We start from the raw sequence: 20,461 nt of genomic DNA on the forward strand, positions 1-20,461 counted from the left end.
GATGATCAGCGTTTTCTGGCGATTACCAGCAGGGTGAAGTAGGAGGGTTTTTCCTCCGGCGCTTCGGCCAGGGGGCGGATTTCCGGTCCATCCGGCATGCCCAGCCTGGAGACCAGCATGGCCTCCTCCTCCAACCCCAGTTCGCGCACCACCCGCCGCAGCACCGGCAGATTGCGGTAGGCCTTGAGGATGACCGCGTTGTCCGCTCCGGCCAGGTCGCGCCGCAGCTTTTCCTCCCCGTCCACCCCGGACAGCACCACTAGGTTTTCGCTCCCCTCCACCAGCACCCGGCCGATGCCGGATGCAGCGGCGTGGTAGGACGTAACGCCCGGTACCGAGGCCGTCTCGACGTCCGGAGCGAGCATGGCCAGGGTGCGCCGCAGGTAGCCGAAGGTGCTGTAGGTCAGGGGGTCTCCCAGGGTCAGAAAGACCCCCTCCCCGCCGCCGGAGAGCCTGTCCGCCACGGTTTCAGCGGCCGTGGCCCAGGCCGCGTCCAGGATGGTCCGGTCACGGGTCATGGGGAAATCCAGACGAACCACTTCGGCCTCGGCGGGCAGGTGTTCCCGGGCGATGTTCAGGGCCTGCGAGTAGTCGTTGCGCGGCGAGGCCGCGGTGAATACCAAACGTGTGGAGGCCAGCACCCGCGCCGCCTTGAGGGTGAGCAGTTCCGGATCGCCTGGGCCCACGCCGATGGCGGTCAGTTTTCCTCCGCTCATGGCGCATTCTCCCCGGCGAACGCGTCCGGATGCAGGAAGGACGCCAACTTTTCCACCGCGCCAACGCCGCGCGGGCCGGGACGGGAGAAGCGTCGCTCATCAACGGTGAGAACCTTGCCGGACCGCACGGCGCCCAGCACTGTGAATTGCGGCCGCTCAGCCGGGGGAACGGGGTCGGGATTCATAGGGCCCTTCTGTACCACATAGACGTCCGGGTTCAGGTCCAGCAGGGCTTCCTGGCCCAGCCGCACCAGCTTCTTGCCCTGCTCCAGAGCGTTTCGTCCCCCCGCGGCCCGGATGACCGCGTCCACCATGGAATGTTTTCCAGCACCCAGCAGATTAGGCCAGCGTACCTCGAAAAACACCGAGGGCCTGCGCCGCTCGCGTATTCGGCTGGCGACCTCCGCCAGTCTTTCCTTCATGCTCCCGACGAGGTTCCCGGCTTCCAGCTCGGCGTCGCACAATGTTCCCACGCGCTTTAGCGCTGAGAAGAGGCCCGGAAAGTCGTGCACCGAGAACACGGCCGTGGGGATGCCGTGCTCGCGCAGAAAACGCACAGGCTCCATGGCCGCGTCGCGGCCGGACATCTGCAGGACCAGGTCGGGGCGCAGGGCCAGGATGCGCTCCAGATTGGGGCGGAGATGGGTGCCGATGGCCGGCAGGGCCGCGACCCGCTTGGGCTCGTGCTCGTTGGCGGTACGGGAGACCAGCAGATCCAGCCGGTCCATGGCCGCGAGCCATTCGGTGAAGGCGCCGTACAGGCTGACCACCCGCTCGGCCGGGCGTTCCAGCCGGACCTCGTGTCCGGAGTCGTCCTGTATGGACAGGGCGTGGACTGGCTCACACAGCGTCAGTAGCGGAAGCAGGCACAAAAAGAGCCTGGGGAGCGCCCGTGACGGGATGCGGCGCCACGCAGACAGGGGTTTCATATATCTCCGAAAGGGTTTGTCGGGTGAAGACATCGGCGGTGGGGCCGTCCAGCACAACCCGGCCGCGTTTGAGAAAGACGAGCCGGTGGCAGAAGAGGGCGGCCAGGTTGAGGTCGTGCATGACCGCCAGGACCAGCGAGCCCTTGGCGGCCTTGGCGGCCATCATTTCGCAGACGGCCATCTTGGCGGCCGCGTCCAGCCCGGCTGCGGCTTCGTCAAGCAGCAGGGCGGGCGTGTCCTGGGCCAGGGCGCGGGCGATGAGCACCCGCTTGAATTCGCCGCCGGAGACCTGATCCAGGCGGCGTTCGGCCAACTCCTCCACTCCGGTCTCGCGCATGGCGGCCACTGCAAGGTCCAGGTCCGCGCGGGTGTAGCCGCCCCAGAAGGAGAGGTGGGGACGGCGCCCCATGAGCACCACCGAGAGACAGCGTAGGCCGGAACCCGTTTCCGCCTGCTGCGGCACCACGGCAACGGTTTGGGCGCGGGCGCGAGGAGCGGTTTCGCGCACGGGGCGGCCGTCCAGCAGGGCTTCGCCCCGGCTTGGCCGCAGCAGGCCGGAAAGGGCCAGCAGCAAGGATGTCTTGCCCGCGCCGTTGGGGCCGAGCAGGCCGACCATCCGGCCGTCCTCGAAGCGCAGGTCCACCCCGCGCAGCACCTCGGTGCGGCCGTGGGCGGCCGAGAGGTTGCGGGCCTCGATCACGCCGCCTCCCGTGCACGTTTGAGGAGCAGCAGGCAGAAAAACGGCCCCCCGGCCAGGGCGGTGATGACCCCCACAGGCAGCTCCTCCCCGCTGGGCAGGATGGAGCGGGCGGCCACATCGGCCCACAGCAGGCCAAGCCCGCCGGTGAGGGAGGACAAGAGCAGGAGCGGCCGGTGTTCAGAGCCGGCGTAGAGGCGGCAGAGATGCGGGGCCACCAGCCCCACGAATCCGATGACCCCGGCCACGGCCGTGGAGGCGGCGGCCAGCAGGGAGGCGGCGCAGAGCAGTCCAAGCCTGGAGGCGCGGGCATTGACACCAAGCCACTCGGCCTGCTTGGCACCCAGGGAAAGGGCGTCCAGGTCGCGGGCCATGAGCCAGATGACCGCCAGGCCAAGGGCGGCGTAGGGCGCGGCCAGGGCCAACTCCGGCAGTCCCCGGCCCTGGAAGCTGCCCATGATCCAGAAGACGATGCTGGCCACGGCCTCTTCGTCCAGGGATTTGAGCAGGGAGACCAGGGCGGCCAGGAAGGTGGCCACCACAATGCCCGCCAGGACAACGGTTTCCCGACGCAGCCCCCCGGCAGCCCGTGCCAGCAGCAACACGCAGGTCAGCGCGCCGCCCGCGCCAAGCAAGGCGGCCAGGGGAATGACCCCCAGGCTCAGCCCGCCCAGGGACAGCAAGGCATGTCCGGCCAGACCCATGGCGATGGCCAGCGAAGCCCCGAAGGCCGCGCCTGAGGAGACGCCCAGAGTGAAGGGGTCGGCCAGGGGATTGCGCAGCACGCCCTGAAAGACCGTGCCCGCCGCCGCCAGGGAGGCTCCGACGACAAAGGCCAGCAGGACCCGCGCAAGGCGCAACTCAAGCACCACGGTGCGCAGCACCGGATCGGCCTCGGCTTCGCGCCAGGGCAGCAGGGAGGCCACCACGTCGGCCACCTTCCAGGCGGGGATGTCCATTGGGCCTATGAGGCAGGCCGCGGGAATGGAGGCCAGGCTGGCCGCTCCCAGAATTCCCAGGGAGACGGCCAGCCGGCCGATTCTGTCGCGCTCGTGGCGGCGGACGCGTTCAAGCAGCTGGCTGGAGGCCGAGTCCATGGCTTTACCTGGGCAGCCGCTCCAGCGCGGTGTGCAGGTGGTCGAGCCAGACGTTTACCACTTGGTCGTAGGCGGCGGTGCCTGTAAGCACGACCTCCACTTCATAGCCCTTGTCGCGTAGCACGCTCTTCCAGGAGCCGGGCTCGTCACCGGCCATGTCGTTGCGGGCGTGGTCGCCGGCCACGGACATGAAGGGAAGCAGCCAGACGCGTTCAACGCCGCGTTCGGCCAGTTTGGTCTCGACTTCGTTAAGCGGAGGGGCGCCCTCGACCACGCCCACGAAGGCCAGGGGATCCCTCTCCCACAAGTAGTATTGCAGGCCGGGGTAGTAGACGTTGGCGGGGTGGTGGGTGCCGTGCCCCATGAATACCGCCGCCTCCGAACCGGAGCGTTCACCGGGCAGGTTGGCCAGCAGGGCGTCGGCTACACGGCGCAGGTCGCTGTCGGAGGACAGCAGGGGCATGCCCAGGCTCACATCCTCCAGGCCGCCGGGCAGGCCGTCGAAGGCCCCGATGGTGGCGCGCAGGTCGTGGAACTCCTGCCCGGGGATGGTGTGCAGGGACTGCACCGCCACGCGGGTGAATCCCTGGTCCGCCATGTCCGCCAGGGCTTGCTGCACGGAATCCAGATTCTCGCCCTGGGTGCGTTCAATCTTGTCGCGGATGATGGAGGAGGTGAAGGCCCAGCGCACCGGTGTCCCGGGGTGCGCGTTCCTCACCCGCTGGTCGATGGTGTCGAAGACGGTCTGGGCTTCGGGGATGGATGTGCCGAAGGCCACCAGCAGGATGCCGGTCTTGTCGGGCCGATCATGGCCGTGGCCCGCTTGGGCCGGGTGGGCGGCAAGGCAAAGCAGGGCCGCTAGGATAAAAAGGAAGGAACGGGTCCGGAACAGCATGGAGCCTCCATGTGTTTCCGGGGCAAGATGGGAAATTGATGCGTCGCGGCCGGCAATTGCCCCGTTGCCGGCTGACGGACTGCGATTGGTTCCCAGACAGGTCTTCTGGCTTACCCGGGGCTGGCTTCCGCCTTCCCGCCCGGAGGCAGTGGCGATGTGGAAGGGCCTTTTCCCCGCAAGCGGCGGGGCCGGGATCACAGCGGCGAGGACCGCTCCGGATTCGCACCGGATTCCCTTTGGCAGCGCGTGGGCGCGTCTGGGATGATGGGATGTTTAGTCGGCGGACTGCCGGGTGTCAAGGGAGGCCATGGCCTCCTTGAGATGGTCCAGCCACAGGGTGCGGAAGGGGGGGTGTTCCGATGTGCCGGTGATGCGCGGCAGCGGAGTCAGCCCCTCCCGGCGGAAGATGCTGGACCAGGACTGCGGGGAGTCCGAGGCCACGTCCACCTGGACGTGGTAGCCGCCCACGCACATGAAAGGCAACAGGTGCGCCCTGCGCACGCCTTTTTGGCGCAGGGTCCGGGCGATATTCCCGGCCGAGGGGGAGCCCTCCAGCCGGCCGCCGAGGAGCAGCGGGTCGCGCCGGGCCAATTCCGCGAACAGCTCGTCCAGCAGGCCGTCGGCCGCGTGGCTCGCCCCGTGGGCCACGAAGACCACGGCCTCGTCCGGGGTTCGGTCAGCGGGAGCGTAGGAGAGGGAGGCCTCGGCCGCCGCCCGCACGTCGTCGGCCGTGGCCAGCAGCGGACGCCCCACGGCCGCCCGCAGGCCCGGAAATTCCCGCAGCAGCTCGTCCCTGGCGGCCAGGATGGATTCGTATTCCGAGGCGGCCAGCGTGTGCAGCGACTGGATGACCAGCCGCTGCACACCGTCTTTCGCCAAGCCGCGCAATACGTCCACCGGGGAAGGGGCGTCCTCGCCCCGTGCGAGCATCTTGACGCGCACTTTCCGGGAGGTGGGAGTGAGCAGGACGCGCGCTTCGGGATGGGCGGCGCGCGCGTCGCGGGCCAGCCGCTCGAAACCGAGCCTGGCGTCGGCCACGGCGGTTCCGTGGGGGGCGAGGAGAATGGCGGTGTGGGGCATGATGGTGCCGGAGTCGGTACTGGCGGGAAGGGCCGCTGTCAAGTCGCCGCCTTGCCTGCCGGGCGGGTTTGGGGTAGAGCAACCGCCCATGCCACGCCCCATCACCGAACGCCGCGCGCAGCGCATCCGCGAGGTTCTGGCCAGGCGGCAGCCCGACCTGACCCTGGTCATGGACAACATTTGGGACCCGCACAACGTTTCGGCCGTACTGCGTTCCTGCGACGCCTTCGGAGTGGACGAGGTGCAATTGCACTACACCACCTCCGCTTTTCCCGACATTGGGGCCAAATCCTCGGCCTCGGCCAAGAAGTGGGTCCGCCGCCGGCGCCACTCCGACTCCTCCGCCATGGTGGAGGAACTACACGGGCGGGGATTCAATGTGCTGGCCACCGGTTTTACCCCGGAGTCCAGACCTTTGCCGGACTGGGATCTGGTCCGGCCCACCGCCGTCGTGCTGGGCAACGAGCACGACGGGGTCAAGGAGGATATTCTCAAGTTGGCCGATGGCGTGCTTTACGTGCCCATGGTGGGCATGGTGCAGAGTTTAAACGTGTCAGTGGCCGCCGCTCTCGTCTTGTACGAGGCGTGGAGGCAGCGCAGCCGGGCCGGGCTCTACGACCAGCCGCGCCTTTCCGCAGAGGAGCTGGAGAGGCGGTTTGCCGAGTGGAGCGGAAAGTAAGGATTTCCGGCCGCCAGGGGCTGTGATAGGGAAGGGGAATGCAGAAAGCCGTGCAAGCCATACGGGACGGCAAACTCGTCATCTACCCCACGGAGACGCTCTACGCCCTGGGGTGTAGCGCCTTCAACGCCGAAGGGGCGCGGCGTGTCATCGAACTCAAGGCCCGTCCAGCCACCAAGCCCCTGCCCATCATCATCGGGCACATGGACCAGCTTTCCATGGTCACGGGCTGGTTTTCCAAGGCCTTCGCCAAGCTCACCAGGGAGTTCTGGCCCGGCCCCCTGTCCATTCTGGTGCCCACGGGAAGACGTCTGCCGAGCGAGGTGCGCGATCCCAGCGGCTTCACCTCCCTGCGGCTCACCGCCCACCCCCTGGCCGCCAAGCTGTGCATCCAGACCGGTGGTCCCCTGATTTCCACCAGCGCCAACATTTCCGGCGGCCCGGCTGCGGCCCGTCCCTCGGAAATCGACCCGATGCTCAACGAAAGCGTTGCCGCTACCCTGCGGGAGAAACCCTGGCCCGGCGGCGGCCTGCCATCCACCGTGGTCAAGTGCCTGGGCACGGACGAACTCGCCGTCATCCGCGAGGGGGCGGTGTCCCTGGCCAAACTGCGGGACGCCGGGTTTACCCTGCACATGTCGTAAAAACTTTTGTACCCGCCTTGCCCGTCATCCCGCCCTTGTGGATTGGTTGGTATAACTTTTTTTACCCTTTGGCGGCCGGTCTGTGAGGCGAAACGACACTGGTTCCATGTGGATTATCATTTATTTCATGCTCTTATATTCTTCTTCGGCTCGAGCGGCCATGATGGCCCAAGGGTTGCATTAAACAAGATACCTTCCTTCCTTTTTTTGCCGGAAACCGCTCGCCTGGTGAATCCAGACGAGCGGTTTCTTTTTGAACTTCCCCGGCCGCCGCGGTGTCCCCGCCCTCGGTACCCCGCCCGCGCTTCGTCTCCGCTGTGGCCGATGCCTGGCAAAAGATTTGAACCGGTTCCGTTTCGCCGCGCGATCGTGAACATTCGCCCGGTCTTGTCACCAAACACCGATTGGTCTAGCCTTGAAAGGCTGGCCGCACTCGGTTCTCCGGGGCGGCCCTTCAGGAGAAAGACGAGAACCGCATGAGCCACCAAACCTGTCCCGCTTGCGGTATGCCGCGTAACCCCTACCCCACCGTTGACGTGGTCATATTTGATCCCGTGCGTGGCGTGGTCCTGGTGGAACGGCGCAACGAGCCGTTGGGCTGGGCTTTGCCAGGCGGATTCGTGGACTACGGCGAAAACGTGGAGCGCGCGGCGGTGCGCGAGGTTCTGGAGGAAACCGGACTGCGCGTAACGCTGACCGGTCTGCTGGGCGTGTATTCCGCCCCTGACCGCGACCCCCGCATGCACACCATGAGCGTGGTATTCACCGGTGTGGCGGCCAATCCGGAAGAGGTCAGCGGCGGGGACGACGCCAGATCGGCGGGGTTTTTCCCATTGGACGGGCTGCCGGAACTGGCCTTCGACCACGGACGCATCGTATCCGATTTCGCGGCCGGACTGGGCCGTTACAACCCCTAGGGCGTTGACGAGGAGGGGAGATGGCTGCCACGCGGGACGACAGGCCGGACGTCGTCTTTATTACGTCGGAGATGTTTCCCTTCTCCAAGACGGGCGGTCTGGCCGACGTGCTGGGCGCGTTGCCCACCACTCTGGCCGCGCGAGGGCTGCGGGTGGCCGTGATGACACCCATGTACGGGCGCATGAAGGCGGACGAGTTCGCGCCCAGGCTCGTTTCCTCCGACTGCCACGTGGGCTACCCCTGGCCGCCCATCACCGCCGAGGTCTACTACACCGAATACCGGGGAGTGGACGTCTACTTCATCGGACGCGACGAGTATTTCGACCGCCGCAGCTACTACAACACTTACAAGGGCGATTATTTCGACAACTGCGAGCGCTTCAACTTCTTCTGCCGGGCATGCGTTTCCTGGCTCAAGCAAATGGGGCACTCGCCGCGCGTGGTCAACGCCAACGACTGGCAGTCCGCCCTGGTCTGCGTCTACCTCAACTACCTGCGCCGCACAGACCCCTTCTTCGCCGACACCAAAACGGTCATGTCCATACACAACCTGGCCTTCCAGGGCCGGTTTTCCGAGCGGCTGTTCTGGGAGTCAGGGCTGCCCTCCGAGTTCTGGAGCGTGGACGGTTGCGAGTTCTACGGCGACTTCAACATGCTCAAGGCCGGCATTACCTCGGCGGACTACATCACCACGGTCAGCCCCTCCTACGCGGAGGAGATCCTCACTCCACGCTTCGGCTGCGGCCTGGAAGGCATCTTGAGCAAACGCGCGGATAGCTTGCGCGGCATCCTCAACGGGTCGGACTACCAGATTTGGGACCCGCGCAAGGACACCTATCTGCCGTCCTGCTATTCCACCGAGCGCATGACAGGCAAGATGTGGTGCAAGAAGAAGCTGCTGCGCGAGTACTACCTTTCAGACATGCTCGAAGACCGCCCCGTTCTGGGGTTCATCGGGCGCCTGCGGCAGCAGAAGGGCATCGACCTGCTGTTGGATATCCTGCCGCAATTGATGAACCTCAACGTGGGCGTGGTCGTCCTGGGCGAGGGAAATCTGGAGACCGAGGCCCGGCTTTTGGAGCTGATGGAGGACTATCAGGGCCAGCTGGCGGCCATAATCGGCTACACAGAGGAGTTGGCCCACCGCATCCAGGCGGGCTGCGACATTTTTCTCATGCCGTCTCGCTACGAGCCCTGCGGCCTGACCCAGATGTATGCCCTGCGTTACGGAACCCCGCCAGTGGCCACGGCGGTCGGAGGCCTGCGCGACACCATTGCGCCCTATCCCAGCGACTACGCCACGGGTTTCACATTTGCAGAACCCGAACCGAACCTCTTTCTTCAGGCCGTCCGCGAGGCGGTCGAAGTCTGGGAAAACCGCGAGGCATGGGCGGAGATCGTGCACCGGGCCATGACGCAGGATTTTTCCTGGGACCGTTCTGCCGAGGGATATCTGGAACTATACAGGGACATGGGCGCGCTGTCCTGAGGATTGTCCCGCCAATCGCCACATCCCCCTTGCGCCGCTTCCGCTCATCGGATATGCAGATACCGTGGAATTGTCAGTTTCCTGCGGTTTTTCACCAGCGAGGAGGAAATCTTCGTGGCTTTGAAAAAGAAGTTTCTCAAGAGCAAGCCCGTCTGCAAGGTCACCTTCACTCTGCCCCCGGAGGCCGCCCAGGGAGCCAAGAAGGTTTTTCTGGTCGGCGAATTCAATGACTGGAAACTGGACGCCACCCCCATGCGCAAGCTCAAGGACGGCTCCTTCACCCGCTCCCTGGACCTGGAAGCCGGCAAGGACTACCATTTCCGCTACCTGGTCGACGGACGCGACTGGGAGAACGACTGGGCCGCCGACCGCTACGAGTTCAGCCCCTTCGGCAACTGCGAGAACTCGGTAGTCAGCATCTGACCGGTGGTTGGGTGGTTCGCGCGAAGGGGCTTCGCGGCGGTGCCCGCGCGGCCTCCCTCTGCCTTTTCAATGCAACATTCAGGTAGGACGCCATGAACGGGACCCTTCCCGTGGACATCCCCCCTTTCGACCTCTACCTCTTCGGGCGTGGCGAGCATTGGGACGTCTACCGCATTCTCGGCGCGCATCCCGCGGAGCAGGATGGTGAGAGCGGCTGGCGTTTCGCTGTCTGGGCGCCCAACGCCCAGGGCGTCTCCGTGTTGGGGGATTTCAACGGCTGGAACGCGGGGGAGCACAAGCTCCATCCTGTCGGCGTATCCGGCATCTGGGCCGGTTTCATCGCCGGGCTCGGGCAGGGCGAGAATTACAAGTACGCCGTGCACGGGCACTGGGGCAACACGGTGCTCAAGACCGACCCTTGCGCTTTCCACACCGAACTCCGGCCCGGAAACGCCGCCAAGCTGTGGCCGCTGGAAAACCACCAGTGGGGGGACCAGGAGTGGATGGATGCCCGCCGGGAAACCGGGCTGCCCTTTGACAAGCCCATCTCCATCTACGAGATCCATCCCGCCTCCTGGCAGTGGGCTGGGGACGAATACGGCTCTTTCCTCAACTACCGCGAACTGGCCGACCGCCTCATTCCCTATCTCAAGGACCTGGGCTTCACCCATTTGCAGTTCATGCCTTTGGCGGAGCACCCCCTGGATCAGTCCTGGGGCTACCAGACGTCCCACCTCTACGCCCCCACCTCGCGCTACGGACGCCCGGAGGACCTCAAGTATCTTGTGGATCGCTGCCACCAGGAGGGCATCGGCTGCATCCTGGACTGGGTTCCAGGACATTTCCCCAAGGACGAGTGGTGCCTGGGCCGCTTCGACGGCACCGCCCTGTACGAGCACCAGGATCCTCGCAAGGGCGAGCACCCGGACTGGGGGACCTACATCTTCAATTACGGCCGCCACGAGGTGCGCAACTTCCTTCTGTCCAACGCCCTGTACTGGCTCAAGGAGTTCCATTTCGACGGCCTGCGCATCGACGCCGTGGCCTCCATGCTCTACTTGGACTACTCCCGCGAGGAGGGCGAGTGGGAGCCCAACGTCCACGGCGGCAACGAGAATATCGAGGCTGTGGAGTTTTTGCGCCAGCTAAATACCGTGGTGCACGACCAGTTTCCCGGCGTAAGCATGATCGCGGAGGAATCGACCGCTTGGCCGGGCGTCTCCCGCCCCACCTACACGGGGGGGCTGGGCTTCACCTTCAAATGGAACATGGGCTGGATGCACGACATGCTGTCCTATTTCCAGAAGGAGTCTCTGTACCGAGCCTACCACCAGGACATGATCACTTTCTCCATGCTCTACGCCTTCACGGAGAACTTCGTTCTGCCCATCAGCCACGACGAGGTGGTTCACGGCAAGGGCGCGCTGCTATCCAAGATGCCGGGCGACACTTGGCAGCAATTCGCCAACCAGCGGCTCTTCTTCAGCTACATGTGGGCCCACCCCGGCAAGAAGCTGATTTTCATGGGCCAGGAGTTCGGCCAGTGGAACGAGTGGGACAGCGAAAGCCAGCTTGACTGGATCCTCTACGATTTTCCCGCTCATCAGGGGCTTGCCGATGTGCTGCGCGACCTTAACCGCCTTCTGCGCGAGGAGCCGCCCATGCACGAGATAGACTTCGAGTGGCAGGGCTTCTCCTGGGTGGACATCAGCGACTACCAAGCCTCGGTCATCAGTTTTCTGCGCAAGGACACGCGCGGCAATCCTTTGCTGTGGGTATTCAACTTCACCCCCGTGGTGCGCGACACCTACCGCGTGGGCTGCCCCGGCCCGGGACATTGGCGGGAGATATTCAACTCCGACGCCTCCATCTATGGCGGCTCCAACGTGGGCAACTACTTGGGAGCCACGGCCAAAGAGAATCCCGACCCGGAAGGCTGGTCCCACTACCTGGATCTGACCCTGCCGCCGCTTGCGGCCATGTGCTTCAAGCCGGATACCTGGAAAGCCGGAGAATAGATGACCCGGCCGCTCTTGATTACCCAGGGCGACCCGGCGGGCCTGGGGCCTGAACTTATTTGCCGTGTGGTCCCGGGGGTGGATGCCCCTGTTTGCCTCATCGGGCCGCCCAAGTCATTGCGGCGGATGGCTGAGGAACTGGGCATTCCTTCCTTTTGGCGGGAGGTGGACAGCCCGGAGGAGATCGACGAAGGCGTCGGGTTGCTAGTGCCCCAGGGGTGCGCCGACCTCGACCCGACGCCGGGTCGGGCCACGCGTGAAGGCGGTTTGGCCGCCGGCTTGGCCCTGGAGGAGGCCGCCCGTTTAATGTTGGCCGGACGCGGCCGCGCCCTGGTCACGTGCCCACTGCACAAGGCCATGCTCCAGGCGGCCGGGTTTCCCTTTCCCGGCCACACCGAGTTTCTGGCCCGGGCAGCCGGACTGGAACCTGAGGACGTGTGCATGATGCTGGCCGGGCCGAGACTGCGGGTGGGATTGGTGACCACCCATCCCCCCCTGCGGGATGTGCCCTCCCTGGTCACGCGCGAACGGGTGCTGCGTTGCCTGCGCCTGCTGGCCGAGGCGGTGCGCGGCCTTGGCGCGGAAGGGCCCATAGCCGTCTGCGGCCTCAATCCCCACGCTGGGGAGGGCGGAGCCATCGGCCGGGAGGATCTGGAAGTGGTTGCCCCGGCGGTTGAAAGCGCCGTGGCCGAGGGTATCGACGCCCAGGGGCCGTTCCCGGCGGATACCATTTTCCGACGCGCGTTGGACGGCGAGTTCGCAGCAGTTTTGGCCATGTACCACGACCAAGGGCTGGGACCGCTGAAGCTGGTTCACTTCGGCGAAGCGGTCAATGCCACCCTTGGCCTGCCTTTCGTGCGTACCTCTCCCGACCACGGCACGGGGTTCGACCTGGTGGGCACGGGCAATGCCGATACCGGCGGCCTGCGAGCGGCGGTGGATGCCGCCTTGCGCATGTGTGACCGGAACACACGGCTCAGCTGATTGTTTCGGGCCGCGCCGAGCGAAGCCCGCAGCGAAGAAGCCCCGGCGCATGCAGCATGCGCCGGGGCTTCTTCGCTTGGCCTGGATGCGGGACCGAGAGGCTAGTTGCCCAGCTTCTTGTGGGCGAACTGCAACATCTTTTTGGCCTGGGTGAACTCAGGGTTGAGTTTCAACGCCCGCTTGGCCATGTCGGCCATTTCGTGCCATTTCTGCCAGTCGTAGTAGAGGCGGCCGATGTTGAAGTAGAGATACTCGTCGTGCTTGCAGCATTCGAGCGCCTTGCGGTAGTAGCGCTCGGCCGTGTCGAAATCCTTCATCTTGCGCAGGACGATGCCGATGCGGTTGTACAGATGCACCGCCTCGGGGTCGTTGCGCAGGGCTTCGTCCAGGTAGTCGAAGGCCTCTTGGTAGAGCCCGGCCTGGAGGAAGCGGTCGGCGATGTCCGCCTTGAGGTCGGTGTCGTCCTTGAAATCGCGGACGAGATCGTCGGCCAGCTTTTTGGCCTCGTCGTGCTTGCCCGCGTCCAGGTTGGCCTGGACCTTTTCCACACCTTCCTTCTTGCGCTGCTCCATCATGGCCAGAAGGCCTTGGGCCTCCTCGGTGGTGGAGGCCTGCAACTCTTTCATGACCTCGCCCATCTGGCGGTAGAGCTGCTTTTCCTTGCCCGGCTCGTACTCCAGCTTGAGGGGATAGGCCTGCTTGAAATTGGGGTCCTGGGTGAGCTGGTAGATGGCCTGCTCGATGAGATCGGAGAACTCCGACCGCTCCGACTTCATGAGCTGGGAGGTGAGGATGATGCGCAGGGCCTCATACAGCGCCTGGGCCGCGGGCAGGGTCTTCTGCTGCTTGAGGTGCGAATGGATTCGCGAGATGTGGCTGCGGGCCTTGGTCAGCTCTGCGGACATGCAACCCCCTTGGTTGGCCGGACTCTACATGTTCGGTCGGCTATTTTCCAGTAGCCTCGCGGACCAGCCTGCGGAAGCGGCCGAAGAAGAACCGGCTGTCGTGCGGACCTGGGCCCGCTTCCGGATGATACTGCAGGGTGATGACGGGCAGTTTCTTGTGGCGGAATCCTTCCAATGTGCCGTCGTTGAGGTTGCGGTGGGTGGTTTCCAGAAAGTCCAGCCCGTCGATGTTCACCACGAACCCGTGGTTTTGGGAGGAGATTTCGATGCGCCCCGTTTCCAGGTCCTTGACAGGGTGATTGCAGCCGTGGTGGCCGAACTTCAGCTTGGACGTGGTGCCGCCGAAGGCGCTGCCCAAAAGCTGATGCCCCAGGCAGATGCCGCCGGTGGGGTAGGCCTCGGTCAGGGGAAGGATGTTCTCGATGACTTGCGGCAGCGCGGCCGGGTCGCCGGGTCCGGGGGAGAGGAATACCGCGTCCGGGGCCAGGGCGTCCACCTTGTCCTTGTCGTAGGAGGAGGGGACCATGAGCATGTCGAAGCCCTGGGCGGCCATGAGGCGGAGGATGTTCCACTTCACCCCGAAGTCGAAGATAACCAGCCTTGGACCGGGGCCGGGCCAGTCGTAGGAGCCGTTGGCGTTCAGCTCCACTTCCACGGGGCGGCCGTCACGCCAGGCGTAGGGGGTTTGCGGCGTAACCTTTTCGGCCAGGTTGAGGCCTTCCATGGAGGGAATTTCCCTGGCCCGGGCGGAGAGGATCGCCGGGTCGGGCTCTCGGGTGGAAAGGATACCGCGCATGGCGCCGTTGAGGCGCAGGTGACGGGTCAGGGCGCGGGTGTCTATGCCTTCAACGCCCATGACCCCCGCGTCGCGCAGGTAGTCGGGAAGGGTGCTGGTGGCCCGCCAGTTGGAGGGCTCGCGGCAGCATTCCTTGACCAGGAAGGCCTCCACCCGGATGCGGCCGGACTCCACGTCGTCGAGGTTGACGCCGTAGTTCCCCTGGTGGGGGTAGGTCATGCAGACCATTTGCCCCACGTAGGAGGGATCGGTGAGCACTTCCTGGTAGCCGGACATGCCGGTGTTGAAGATGGCCTCGCCGGAGGTCTCCCCCTCGCCGGTGAAAGAGCGGCCGCGGAACCAGGTTCCGTCCTCAAGGGCCAGGATCGCTTCCATCAGATCGACTCCGAGATGAGGCGGCGGACCACGTCCAGGTCTTCGGGCCGGTCCACGCCTCGGCTTGTGTGTCGCGTGGGCACCACGCGGATGGGAATGCCGTTCTCCAGAAAACGAAGCTGCTCCAGCCGCTCCTTCCTCTCCAGATAGCTGGGCGGCAGGGCGGTGAAGCGCGCCAGGGCCGGGAGGCGGTAGGCGTACATGCCCACATGCCCCCAGTAGATTTCCTCACCCCCGTCGCGGTGGTGGGGGATGGGCTGGCGGGAAAAATACATCGCGTCCCCCGAGGCTGTCCAGACGACCTTGACCTGATCCGGGCACTTGGCGCGCTCCGGGTCGACCCGGTGGGCCAGGGTGGTGACCCGCACCTTCGGATCCGCGAACGGAGCTACCAGTTCGGAGATCATGGCCGGGTTCAGAGCCGGTTCGTCTCCCTGCACGTTGACCACCACGGTTTCCTCGGGAAGCCCCAGCAGACCGGCCGCCTCCTGGATGCGGTCGGTGCCCGAGGCGTGGTCCGGGGAAGTCATGACGGCCTCCACGCCGTGTTCGGACGCTGCGGCCATGATGCGCTCGTCGTCCGTGGCCACCACTACCCTGGACAGTTCCGGCGCCCGCGCGGCGCGATCGGCCACGTGCCAGAACATGGGGCGTCCCAGGATGTCCGCCAGTGGCTTGCCTGGGAACCGGGACGACGCGAAACGGGCGGGCACCACGGCCACGCAGGGAACGGAAGGCTTCATGGCTGGAGGTCGCCTTTACGTCATATCCCGCTTGCGCGCAACCGTATCCAGACGGGACATGATCCGGGCGGCGGCTTGTCGCGCCCCGCCCCTGCGTGCGTCCACGTATTCGGCGAAGTCCCGGCGGATTTCTTCCTTGGGGGGAGGGGAGTGGAGGGCGGCGGCCATCTCCCTGCCCAACTCTTCGCCGTCGGACACCCGGCGCGCCAGCCCATCGCGGAAAAGCTCCTCGCCCACCCAGGCGAAGTTGCTCCAGTGAGGGCCGATGTGGGGAACAACCCCGGCGGCCAGGGGCTCCAGGAAGTTCTGCCCCCCCTTAGGAATCAGGCTGCCGCCCACGAAAGCGGTGCTGGACAGATGGTAGGCGTGGCCCAGTTGGCCGAAGACGTCCCAGAGGATGATCTCGCCGGGACCGGCAGGACCATGCATTTCCGAGCGCAGGCGCACCGGCATCCCGGCCAGGACCCGCAGCCAGCTTTGCGGGTGGCGGCCGTGCACGTGGCGGGGGAACACTCCGGCCACCGCGAGCGGATGTTCGGCCAGCAGTATCTCCAGGGCGCGGCGCAACTGGGGCGCTTCCGCCGAACGCGCGGAACCGATGACCGCCAGAGGGGTGTCAGCGGGGACGGCGTCGGCCGCCTTGTTGGGGGAAGGCGGGGAGGAGGTGTCCAGCCGATCGAACTTGATGTTGGGCATGGTCTCCACGTCCGCGTCTGGAAAAAGGGCGCGGTAGCGGGCGGCGTCCGCCTCGGAGATGGCCAGCACCGCGTCCGGGCCGATGTCCGCCAGCAAACCTTTGGCCAGGGAGTAGTGGGAGAGGCTGCGCGGCGACATGCGGGCGTTGACCGAGAGCACAGGCGTTCCCCGCGTCTTGGCCGAGGCCAGAAGTCCCGGCCACAATTCGGTCTCCAGCAGGACCACCGCCCCCGGGTCGATCATCTTCAAGGCCCGGGCCATGAGATCCGGGCTGTCGAAGGGGCAGTAGGCCGGAGTGAGGCCGTACTCCGCCCCCAAATCGGCCAGGATGTCGTATCCCTGACGGGTGTTGGTGGTGCAGAGCAGGGGGCCGACGCCGCCTTCGAAGAGAGCGCGGGCCAGTTCCAGGGCCAGGTAGGCCTCTCCGGCGGAGGCGGCTTGGAGCCAGATCCGGGCGGCGGGCAGGGGGGGTTGTAGCAGCCGCTGGGAAAGTCCGTCCCGCAGGCGGGGGCTGCTTCGCCGCAGGACTGGAATGGCCAGCCTCCGTTGTACGAGCTGGTAGATTCCCAGCGCCGTGGAGGTATTCACCGTCCCCGTTCCTCCAGGCCCAGCTCAATGAGCCGCTCCACCAGGGACTCGAAGTCCATGCCCGCCTCCGCTGCGGATTGCGGCACCAGGGAGGTGCCGGTCATGCCGGGCAGGGTGTTGGTCTCCAGCAGCAAGGGGCCTTCATCGGTGACGATGAAGTCCGATCGTGAGTAGCCCGAGCAGCCGAGGGCGCGGTGGGCGGCCAGGGCCAGCTCACGCAATCTGCTTTCGAGTTGCCCGTCAATGGGCGCGGGGCAAAGCTCTTCGGCTCCGCCCGCCTCGTATTTGCTCTGGTAGTCGAAGAATTCCCCTGAACGCAGCGGCCGGATGAGGATGCAGGGCAATGCCTCGTCGCCCACCACCGCGCAGGTCAGCTCGTCACCCTTGGCTTCGGCCTCCCATAGCACTTCAACGCCCTGGGTAAGCAGGGAGCGTGTGGCGGCGGCCAGGGCTTCCGGGCAGTCCGCGCGGGACATGCCCAGGGACGATCCGCCGTTGTTGGGCTTGAGAAAGACCGGGAAACCCAGTCCGGGGTCCGGGGCAGTGCCAGGGTCCTCGGCCACCAGCCGCCAGTCCGGGGTGGGCAGACCGGCCTTGCGGTAGAGTTGTTTGGCCGCGGCCTTGTGCAGGGCCAGAAAGGAGGCCGCCGGGCCGGAACCCTGGTAGGGCGTGCCCGAAGCGTCCAGCATGGCCTGGATGAGTCCGTCCTCGCCCGGCGCGCCGTGCAGGTTGAGAAAGGCGAAGTCGTGCTGCCCGGCCTGGAAGATTAGCTCGTCGAACTCGCTGCTGGGGTCCAGGCGGCGCACCTCGTGGCCCAGGTCCGTGAGGGCGGACTCAATTCGCTCCGCCCCGGACAGGGACACGGCCCGCTCATTCGACCAGCCGCCCGCAATCAAAAGGATACGCATGCAAATCCCGGCCGACCAACTCGCTCAGGCCGCGTTCGACCTCGTGGGCCTGGAGGGTGGTCCAGCGTATTTTTTTCTGAATTTCAGGTGTTTGCCCGTAACGCTCCAGAAGGTCGTCGAAGCGCGTGTCAATGGATACCAGCCGGTCGTGCTTGGCCCGCTTGTCCGCGTAGAGCACGCATAGCGGAACCAGGTAGCGCTTGAAGTCAAGCTCGTATGGCCAGTAGACGTGGTGTACGATACCCTGCGCCAGCACCGGGTTGCCTGTCAGTTCCATCACCCAGGCCCCGCCGATCTGTGAGTGGGAGCCGCCGTACAGGATGGTATAGTGCTTGGCGATGTCGTGCAGCAGGGCCGAGGCGAGGGCAGCGGGGATGTCAGCGTCCTCCACGCCCGCGACGCGCGCCATGTCGGCAACCTGGGAGGCCACGGCAGCCACCACCCGGCTGTGGCGGCGGATGTGGCCGGGCATCATGAACCGGTCCCACAGGGACTCGCATTCCGTCACGCTGGGCGAGCGGGGAGGCCGGGACATGGGGCCCGTGGTCAGGGCCGGGCGTAGCGGCAAGGGGCTCTCCCCGCGCGGACGCCCGGACTGGGCGCAGGTGTCGCGGCCGGGGCCGGTTTGTTCCAGGGGTTTGCGCGTTTCGCTCATTTCTTAACTCCAATCTAAGGCTACCTCCTTTGAAGCCGATTGGCTACGTGTTGACACGAGGGGGGCGGGGGTCTAGCAAAGCAGGGGCTTTCCGACCAAAACCTCCACACATGGAGCGTTGCCAGTGGATCTGTTCTCCGATTTCCGCGATCCTGAACTCTGCCGCTCGCTACTGGAGCAGGCGCGCGAGGCGTGCGCCGACGGCCTGCGCTTCATGGAGGTCTGCGGCACCCATACCGTCTCCATATTCCAAAGCGGCTTGCATTCCCTCCTGCCCGATGGAGTGGTGCACCTCACCGGTCCGGGCTGCCCGGTCTGCGTGACCCATGAGTCAGAGGTGGCCGCCTATCTCCAGGCTGCGGGGATGGACGGCGTCATCCTGGCTACCTTCGGCGATTTGATGAAGGTTCCCGGCCCGGGCGGGGCCTCCCTCAAGTCCGCCCAGGCGGAAGGGGCGAGGGTAAAAGTTGTCTATTCGCCCACCGACGCCCTGAAGCTGGCCTCGGATAATCCGGACGACACGGTGGTATTCATCGGCGTGGGCTTCGAGACAACCGCGCCGGGCATGGCCGCCACCGTGAAGATGGCTCGCGCCCAGGGGGTGGAAAATTTCAAGGTGCTGAGCTTCCACAAGCTGGTGCCGCCCGCCCTTCGAGCCCTGCTGGCCGGAGGCGAGGTGGATATCGACGCCTTCATCCTGCCGGGACACGTCTCCGCTGTCATCGGGGTGGAGCCCTACCGTTTTCTGGCCGACGAGTTCGGTGTCCCCTCCGTGGCGGCCGGATTCGAGCCCGCAGACATACTGCAGGGGCTGATCATGCTGGCCGGGATGCGCAAGGCGGGCAGGGCGGAAGTGGCCAACCAGTATACCCGGGTGGTGACCGAAACGGGCAACGCCAAGGCCCTGGCCCTCATGGACGAGGTGTTCGACTCGTCCGATGCCTTGTGGCGCGGCATCGGGGAAATTCCAGGCAGCGGCCTGCGCTTCGCCGACACATGGGCGGAGTTCGATGCCCTGGCCGCCCTGGGGCTGGAGTTGCCCGAGGCCAAGCCCCTGCCCGGCTGCCGCTGCGGCGAAGTGCTCAAGGGCCTCATCACCCCCGCGCAGTGCCCGCTGTTCAAGACCAAGTGCACCCCGGCCTCGCCGGTTGGACCCTGCATGGTCTCCAACGAGGGATCCTGCGCGGCCTACTTCAAATACGACATGGAGGCTGCATGACCAGGCCGGAGCGGGTCCTGCTGGACTATGGAAGCGGAGGCCTGGCCTCCCAGCGGCTGGTCAGCGAACTGTTCCTGGCGGCCTTCGACAACCCCGAGCTCTCCCGGCTCAACGACGCGGCCGTACTGGACATCTCCGGTCCGGTGGCCGTGAGCACGGACAGCTTCACCGTGGACCCCATCTTTTTTCCCGGCGGCGACATCGGCTCCCTGGCCGTGCACGGCACGGTCAACGACGTGGCCATGCTGGGGGCGGTGCCCAAATACTTGACCTGCGGCTTCATCATCGAGGAAGGGCTGCCCATGGCCGACCTGGAGCGGGTTGTGGCCTCCATGGCCGCCGCCGCCAAACAGGCCGGGGTGGCCGTGGTCACGGGCGACACCAAAGTTGTCCCGCGCGGGGCGGCGGACAAACTGTTCATCAATACCACCGGCATCGGTGAGATCGTGGCCCAGCCAGCGCCCTCGGCCGACCTGGCCGCGTCCGGCGACGCCGTACTTGTCACTGGCACCATGGGCGATCACGGGCTGACCATCCTTGCCCAGCGGGAGGGGCTTGATTTCCAGGCCCAGGTCGAGAGCGATTCCGCCGCCCTCAATCATCTCATTCTTCGTCTCATCGAGGAGATTCCCCAGGTGCACGTGCTGCGCGACCCCACCCGGGGCGGGCTCGCCACCACCCTGGGAGAGATAGCCATCTCCTCCTCCATGGGCATTCTGGTTGAGGAAGCGGACATGCCGGTGCGCGAGGCCGTGCGCTCGGGCTGCTCCTTTCTTGGGCTGGATCCGCTGTATTTGGCCAACGAGGGCAAGTTCATCTGCATTCTGCCGGAAGAGCACGCCGACAAGGCGCTGGAAATCATGCGCGCCGATCCCCTGGGGGCGGAAGCCAGGCGCATCGGCAGCGTGACGGAGGAGCACCCGGGCAAGGTGGTCATGCGCACGCCCATGGGCGGCAAAAGGCTTCTGGGCATGCTGGAGGGTGAGCAGTTGCCCCGCATCTGTTGA

Annotated in this window: 21 protein-coding genes and 1 riboswitch; of the genes, 9 read left to right on the plus strand and 12 right to left on the minus strand. The window is 65.8% G+C overall.

Annotated elements, in window-relative coordinates; all coding sequences use genetic code 11:
* Positions 1–5: 5 nt before the first annotated feature.
* The 6 genes from cobI to N911_RS0103560 form a co-directional block, all read right to left on the minus strand.
* Positions 6–716 carry a precorrin-2 C(20)-methyltransferase gene (gene cobI, locus N911_RS0103535; RefSeq protein ID WP_029894400.1) on the minus strand — a complete coding sequence of 237 codons (711 nt, stop codon included), beginning with the start codon at positions 714–716 and terminating at the stop codon, positions 6–8.
* The gene (locus N911_RS0103540) at positions 713–1,645 is read right to left on the minus strand and encodes an ABC transporter substrate-binding protein (protein WP_081859036.1); all 933 of its coding nucleotides are present in this window, start codon (positions 1,643–1,645) and stop codon (positions 713–715) included. The genes cobI and N911_RS0103540 overlap by 4 nt, the downstream gene beginning before the upstream one ends.
* A complete protein-coding gene (locus N911_RS0103545) occupies positions 1,557–2,345 on the minus strand; it encodes an ABC transporter ATP-binding protein (protein WP_029894404.1) in 789 nt (262 codons plus the stop codon). Before N911_RS0103545 ends, N911_RS0103540 begins: the two co-directional genes overlap by 89 nt.
* Positions 2,342–3,439: a FecCD family ABC transporter permease gene (locus N911_RS0103550; protein ID WP_138774324.1), complete on the minus strand. Its 1,098-nt coding sequence runs from the start codon at positions 3,437–3,439 to the stop codon at positions 2,342–2,344. The genes N911_RS0103545 and N911_RS0103550 overlap by 4 nt, the downstream gene beginning before the upstream one ends.
* A gap of 4 nt (positions 3,440–3,443) precedes the next feature.
* Complete coding sequence (locus N911_RS0103555; RefSeq protein WP_029894408.1) at positions 3,444–4,334, minus strand: sirohydrochlorin cobaltochelatase; 891 nt, start codon at positions 4,332–4,334, stop codon at positions 3,444–3,446.
* A gap of 78 nt (positions 4,335–4,412) precedes the next feature.
* Positions 4,413–4,609, minus strand: a riboswitch (cobalamin riboswitch).
* Entirely contained in the window at positions 4,608–5,456 is an 849-nt protein-coding gene (locus tag N911_RS0103560) for a sirohydrochlorin cobaltochelatase (protein WP_029894409.1), read from the minus strand. It overlaps the preceding riboswitch by 2 nt.
* A 46-nt stretch (positions 5,457–5,502) precedes the next feature.
* Here N911_RS0103560 and N911_RS0103565 point away from each other — a divergent pair, with 46 nt between their 5' ends.
* From N911_RS0103565 to pdxA, 7 genes are all read left to right on the plus strand, one after another.
* On the plus strand, positions 5,503–6,093 hold the full coding sequence (locus N911_RS0103565) for a TrmH family RNA methyltransferase (protein ID WP_029894411.1): 591 nt from the start codon (positions 5,503–5,505) through the stop codon (positions 6,091–6,093).
* A gap of 38 nt (positions 6,094–6,131) precedes the next feature.
* On the plus strand, positions 6,132–6,737 hold the full coding sequence (locus N911_RS0103570) for an L-threonylcarbamoyladenylate synthase (RefSeq protein ID WP_029894413.1): 606 nt from the start codon (positions 6,132–6,134) through the stop codon (positions 6,735–6,737).
* Between the two features lie 506 nt (positions 6,738–7,243).
* The gene (locus N911_RS0103575) at positions 7,244–7,654 is read left to right on the plus strand and encodes an NUDIX domain-containing protein (protein WP_237559882.1); all 411 of its coding nucleotides are present in this window, start codon (positions 7,244–7,246) and stop codon (positions 7,652–7,654) included.
* Between the two features lie 20 nt (positions 7,655–7,674).
* The gene (gene glgA, locus N911_RS0103580; protein ID WP_029894417.1) at positions 7,675–9,144 is read left to right on the plus strand and encodes a glycogen synthase GlgA; all 1,470 of its coding nucleotides are present in this window, start codon (positions 7,675–7,677) and stop codon (positions 9,142–9,144) included.
* 114 nt (positions 9,145–9,258) lie between these two features.
* On the plus strand, positions 9,259–9,567 hold the full coding sequence (locus N911_RS0103585) for an isoamylase early set domain-containing protein (protein ID WP_029894419.1): 309 nt from the start codon (positions 9,259–9,261) through the stop codon (positions 9,565–9,567).
* Positions 9,568–9,659: 92 nt separating this feature from the next.
* The gene (glgB, locus tag N911_RS0103590; RefSeq protein ID WP_029894421.1) at positions 9,660–11,585 is read left to right on the plus strand and encodes a 1,4-alpha-glucan branching protein GlgB; all 1,926 of its coding nucleotides are present in this window, start codon (positions 9,660–9,662) and stop codon (positions 11,583–11,585) included.
* Complete coding sequence (gene pdxA, locus N911_RS0103595; RefSeq protein WP_029894424.1) at positions 11,586–12,569, plus strand: 4-hydroxythreonine-4-phosphate dehydrogenase PdxA; 984 nt, start codon at positions 11,586–11,588, stop codon at positions 12,567–12,569.
* Between the two features lie 101 nt (positions 12,570–12,670).
* Here pdxA and N911_RS0103600 read toward each other — a convergent pair whose 3' ends face one another.
* Genes N911_RS0103600 through N911_RS0103625 form a run of 6 tightly spaced genes read right to left on the minus strand, consistent with a single transcriptional unit; the run spans position 12,671 to position 18,235 of the window.
* Positions 12,671–13,474, minus strand: a complete 804-nt coding sequence (locus N911_RS0103600) for a tetratricopeptide repeat protein (RefSeq protein ID WP_029894426.1) — start codon at positions 13,472–13,474, stop codon at positions 12,671–12,673.
* 40 nt (positions 13,475–13,514) lie between these two features.
* Positions 13,515–14,645, minus strand: coding sequence for a glutamine-hydrolyzing carbamoyl-phosphate synthase small subunit (carA, locus tag N911_RS0103605; RefSeq protein ID WP_029894428.1), 1,131 nt, complete (start codon positions 14,643–14,645; stop codon positions 13,515–13,517).
* On the minus strand, positions 14,645–15,388 hold the full coding sequence (gene kdsB / locus N911_RS0103610) for a 3-deoxy-manno-octulosonate cytidylyltransferase (RefSeq protein WP_029894430.1): 744 nt from the start codon (positions 15,386–15,388) through the stop codon (positions 14,645–14,647). Before kdsB ends, carA begins: the two co-directional genes overlap by 1 nt.
* Positions 15,389–15,403: 15 nt before the next feature.
* Positions 15,404–16,672, minus strand: coding sequence for a 3-deoxy-D-manno-octulosonic acid transferase (locus N911_RS0103615; protein ID WP_051693889.1), 1,269 nt, complete (start codon positions 16,670–16,672; stop codon positions 15,404–15,406).
* The gene (locus N911_RS0103620; RefSeq protein WP_029894434.1) at positions 16,669–17,580 is read right to left on the minus strand and encodes a D-alanine--D-alanine ligase; all 912 of its coding nucleotides are present in this window, start codon (positions 17,578–17,580) and stop codon (positions 16,669–16,671) included. Before N911_RS0103620 ends, N911_RS0103615 begins: the two co-directional genes overlap by 4 nt.
* Positions 17,543–18,235: a phosphohydrolase gene (locus N911_RS0103625; protein ID WP_237559883.1), complete on the minus strand. Its 693-nt coding sequence runs from the start codon at positions 18,233–18,235 to the stop codon at positions 17,543–17,545. Before N911_RS0103625 ends, N911_RS0103620 begins: the two co-directional genes overlap by 38 nt.
* Positions 18,236–18,359: 124 nt before the next feature.
* Between N911_RS0103625 and hypD the strand changes: the two genes are divergently transcribed.
* The gene (gene hypD / locus N911_RS0103630; RefSeq protein WP_029894438.1) at positions 18,360–19,454 is read left to right on the plus strand and encodes a hydrogenase formation protein HypD; all 1,095 of its coding nucleotides are present in this window, start codon (positions 18,360–18,362) and stop codon (positions 19,452–19,454) included.
* Complete coding sequence (gene hypE, locus N911_RS0103635; RefSeq protein ID WP_029894440.1) at positions 19,451–20,461, plus strand: hydrogenase expression/formation protein HypE; 1,011 nt, start codon at positions 19,451–19,453, stop codon at positions 20,459–20,461. The genes hypD and hypE overlap by 4 nt, the downstream gene beginning before the upstream one ends.

Source organism: Desulfohalovibrio reitneri, from assembly GCF_000711295.1.
GTDB classification, from domain to species: Bacteria; Desulfobacterota; Desulfovibrionia; order Desulfovibrionales; family Desulfovibrionaceae; genus Desulfohalovibrio; species Desulfohalovibrio reitneri.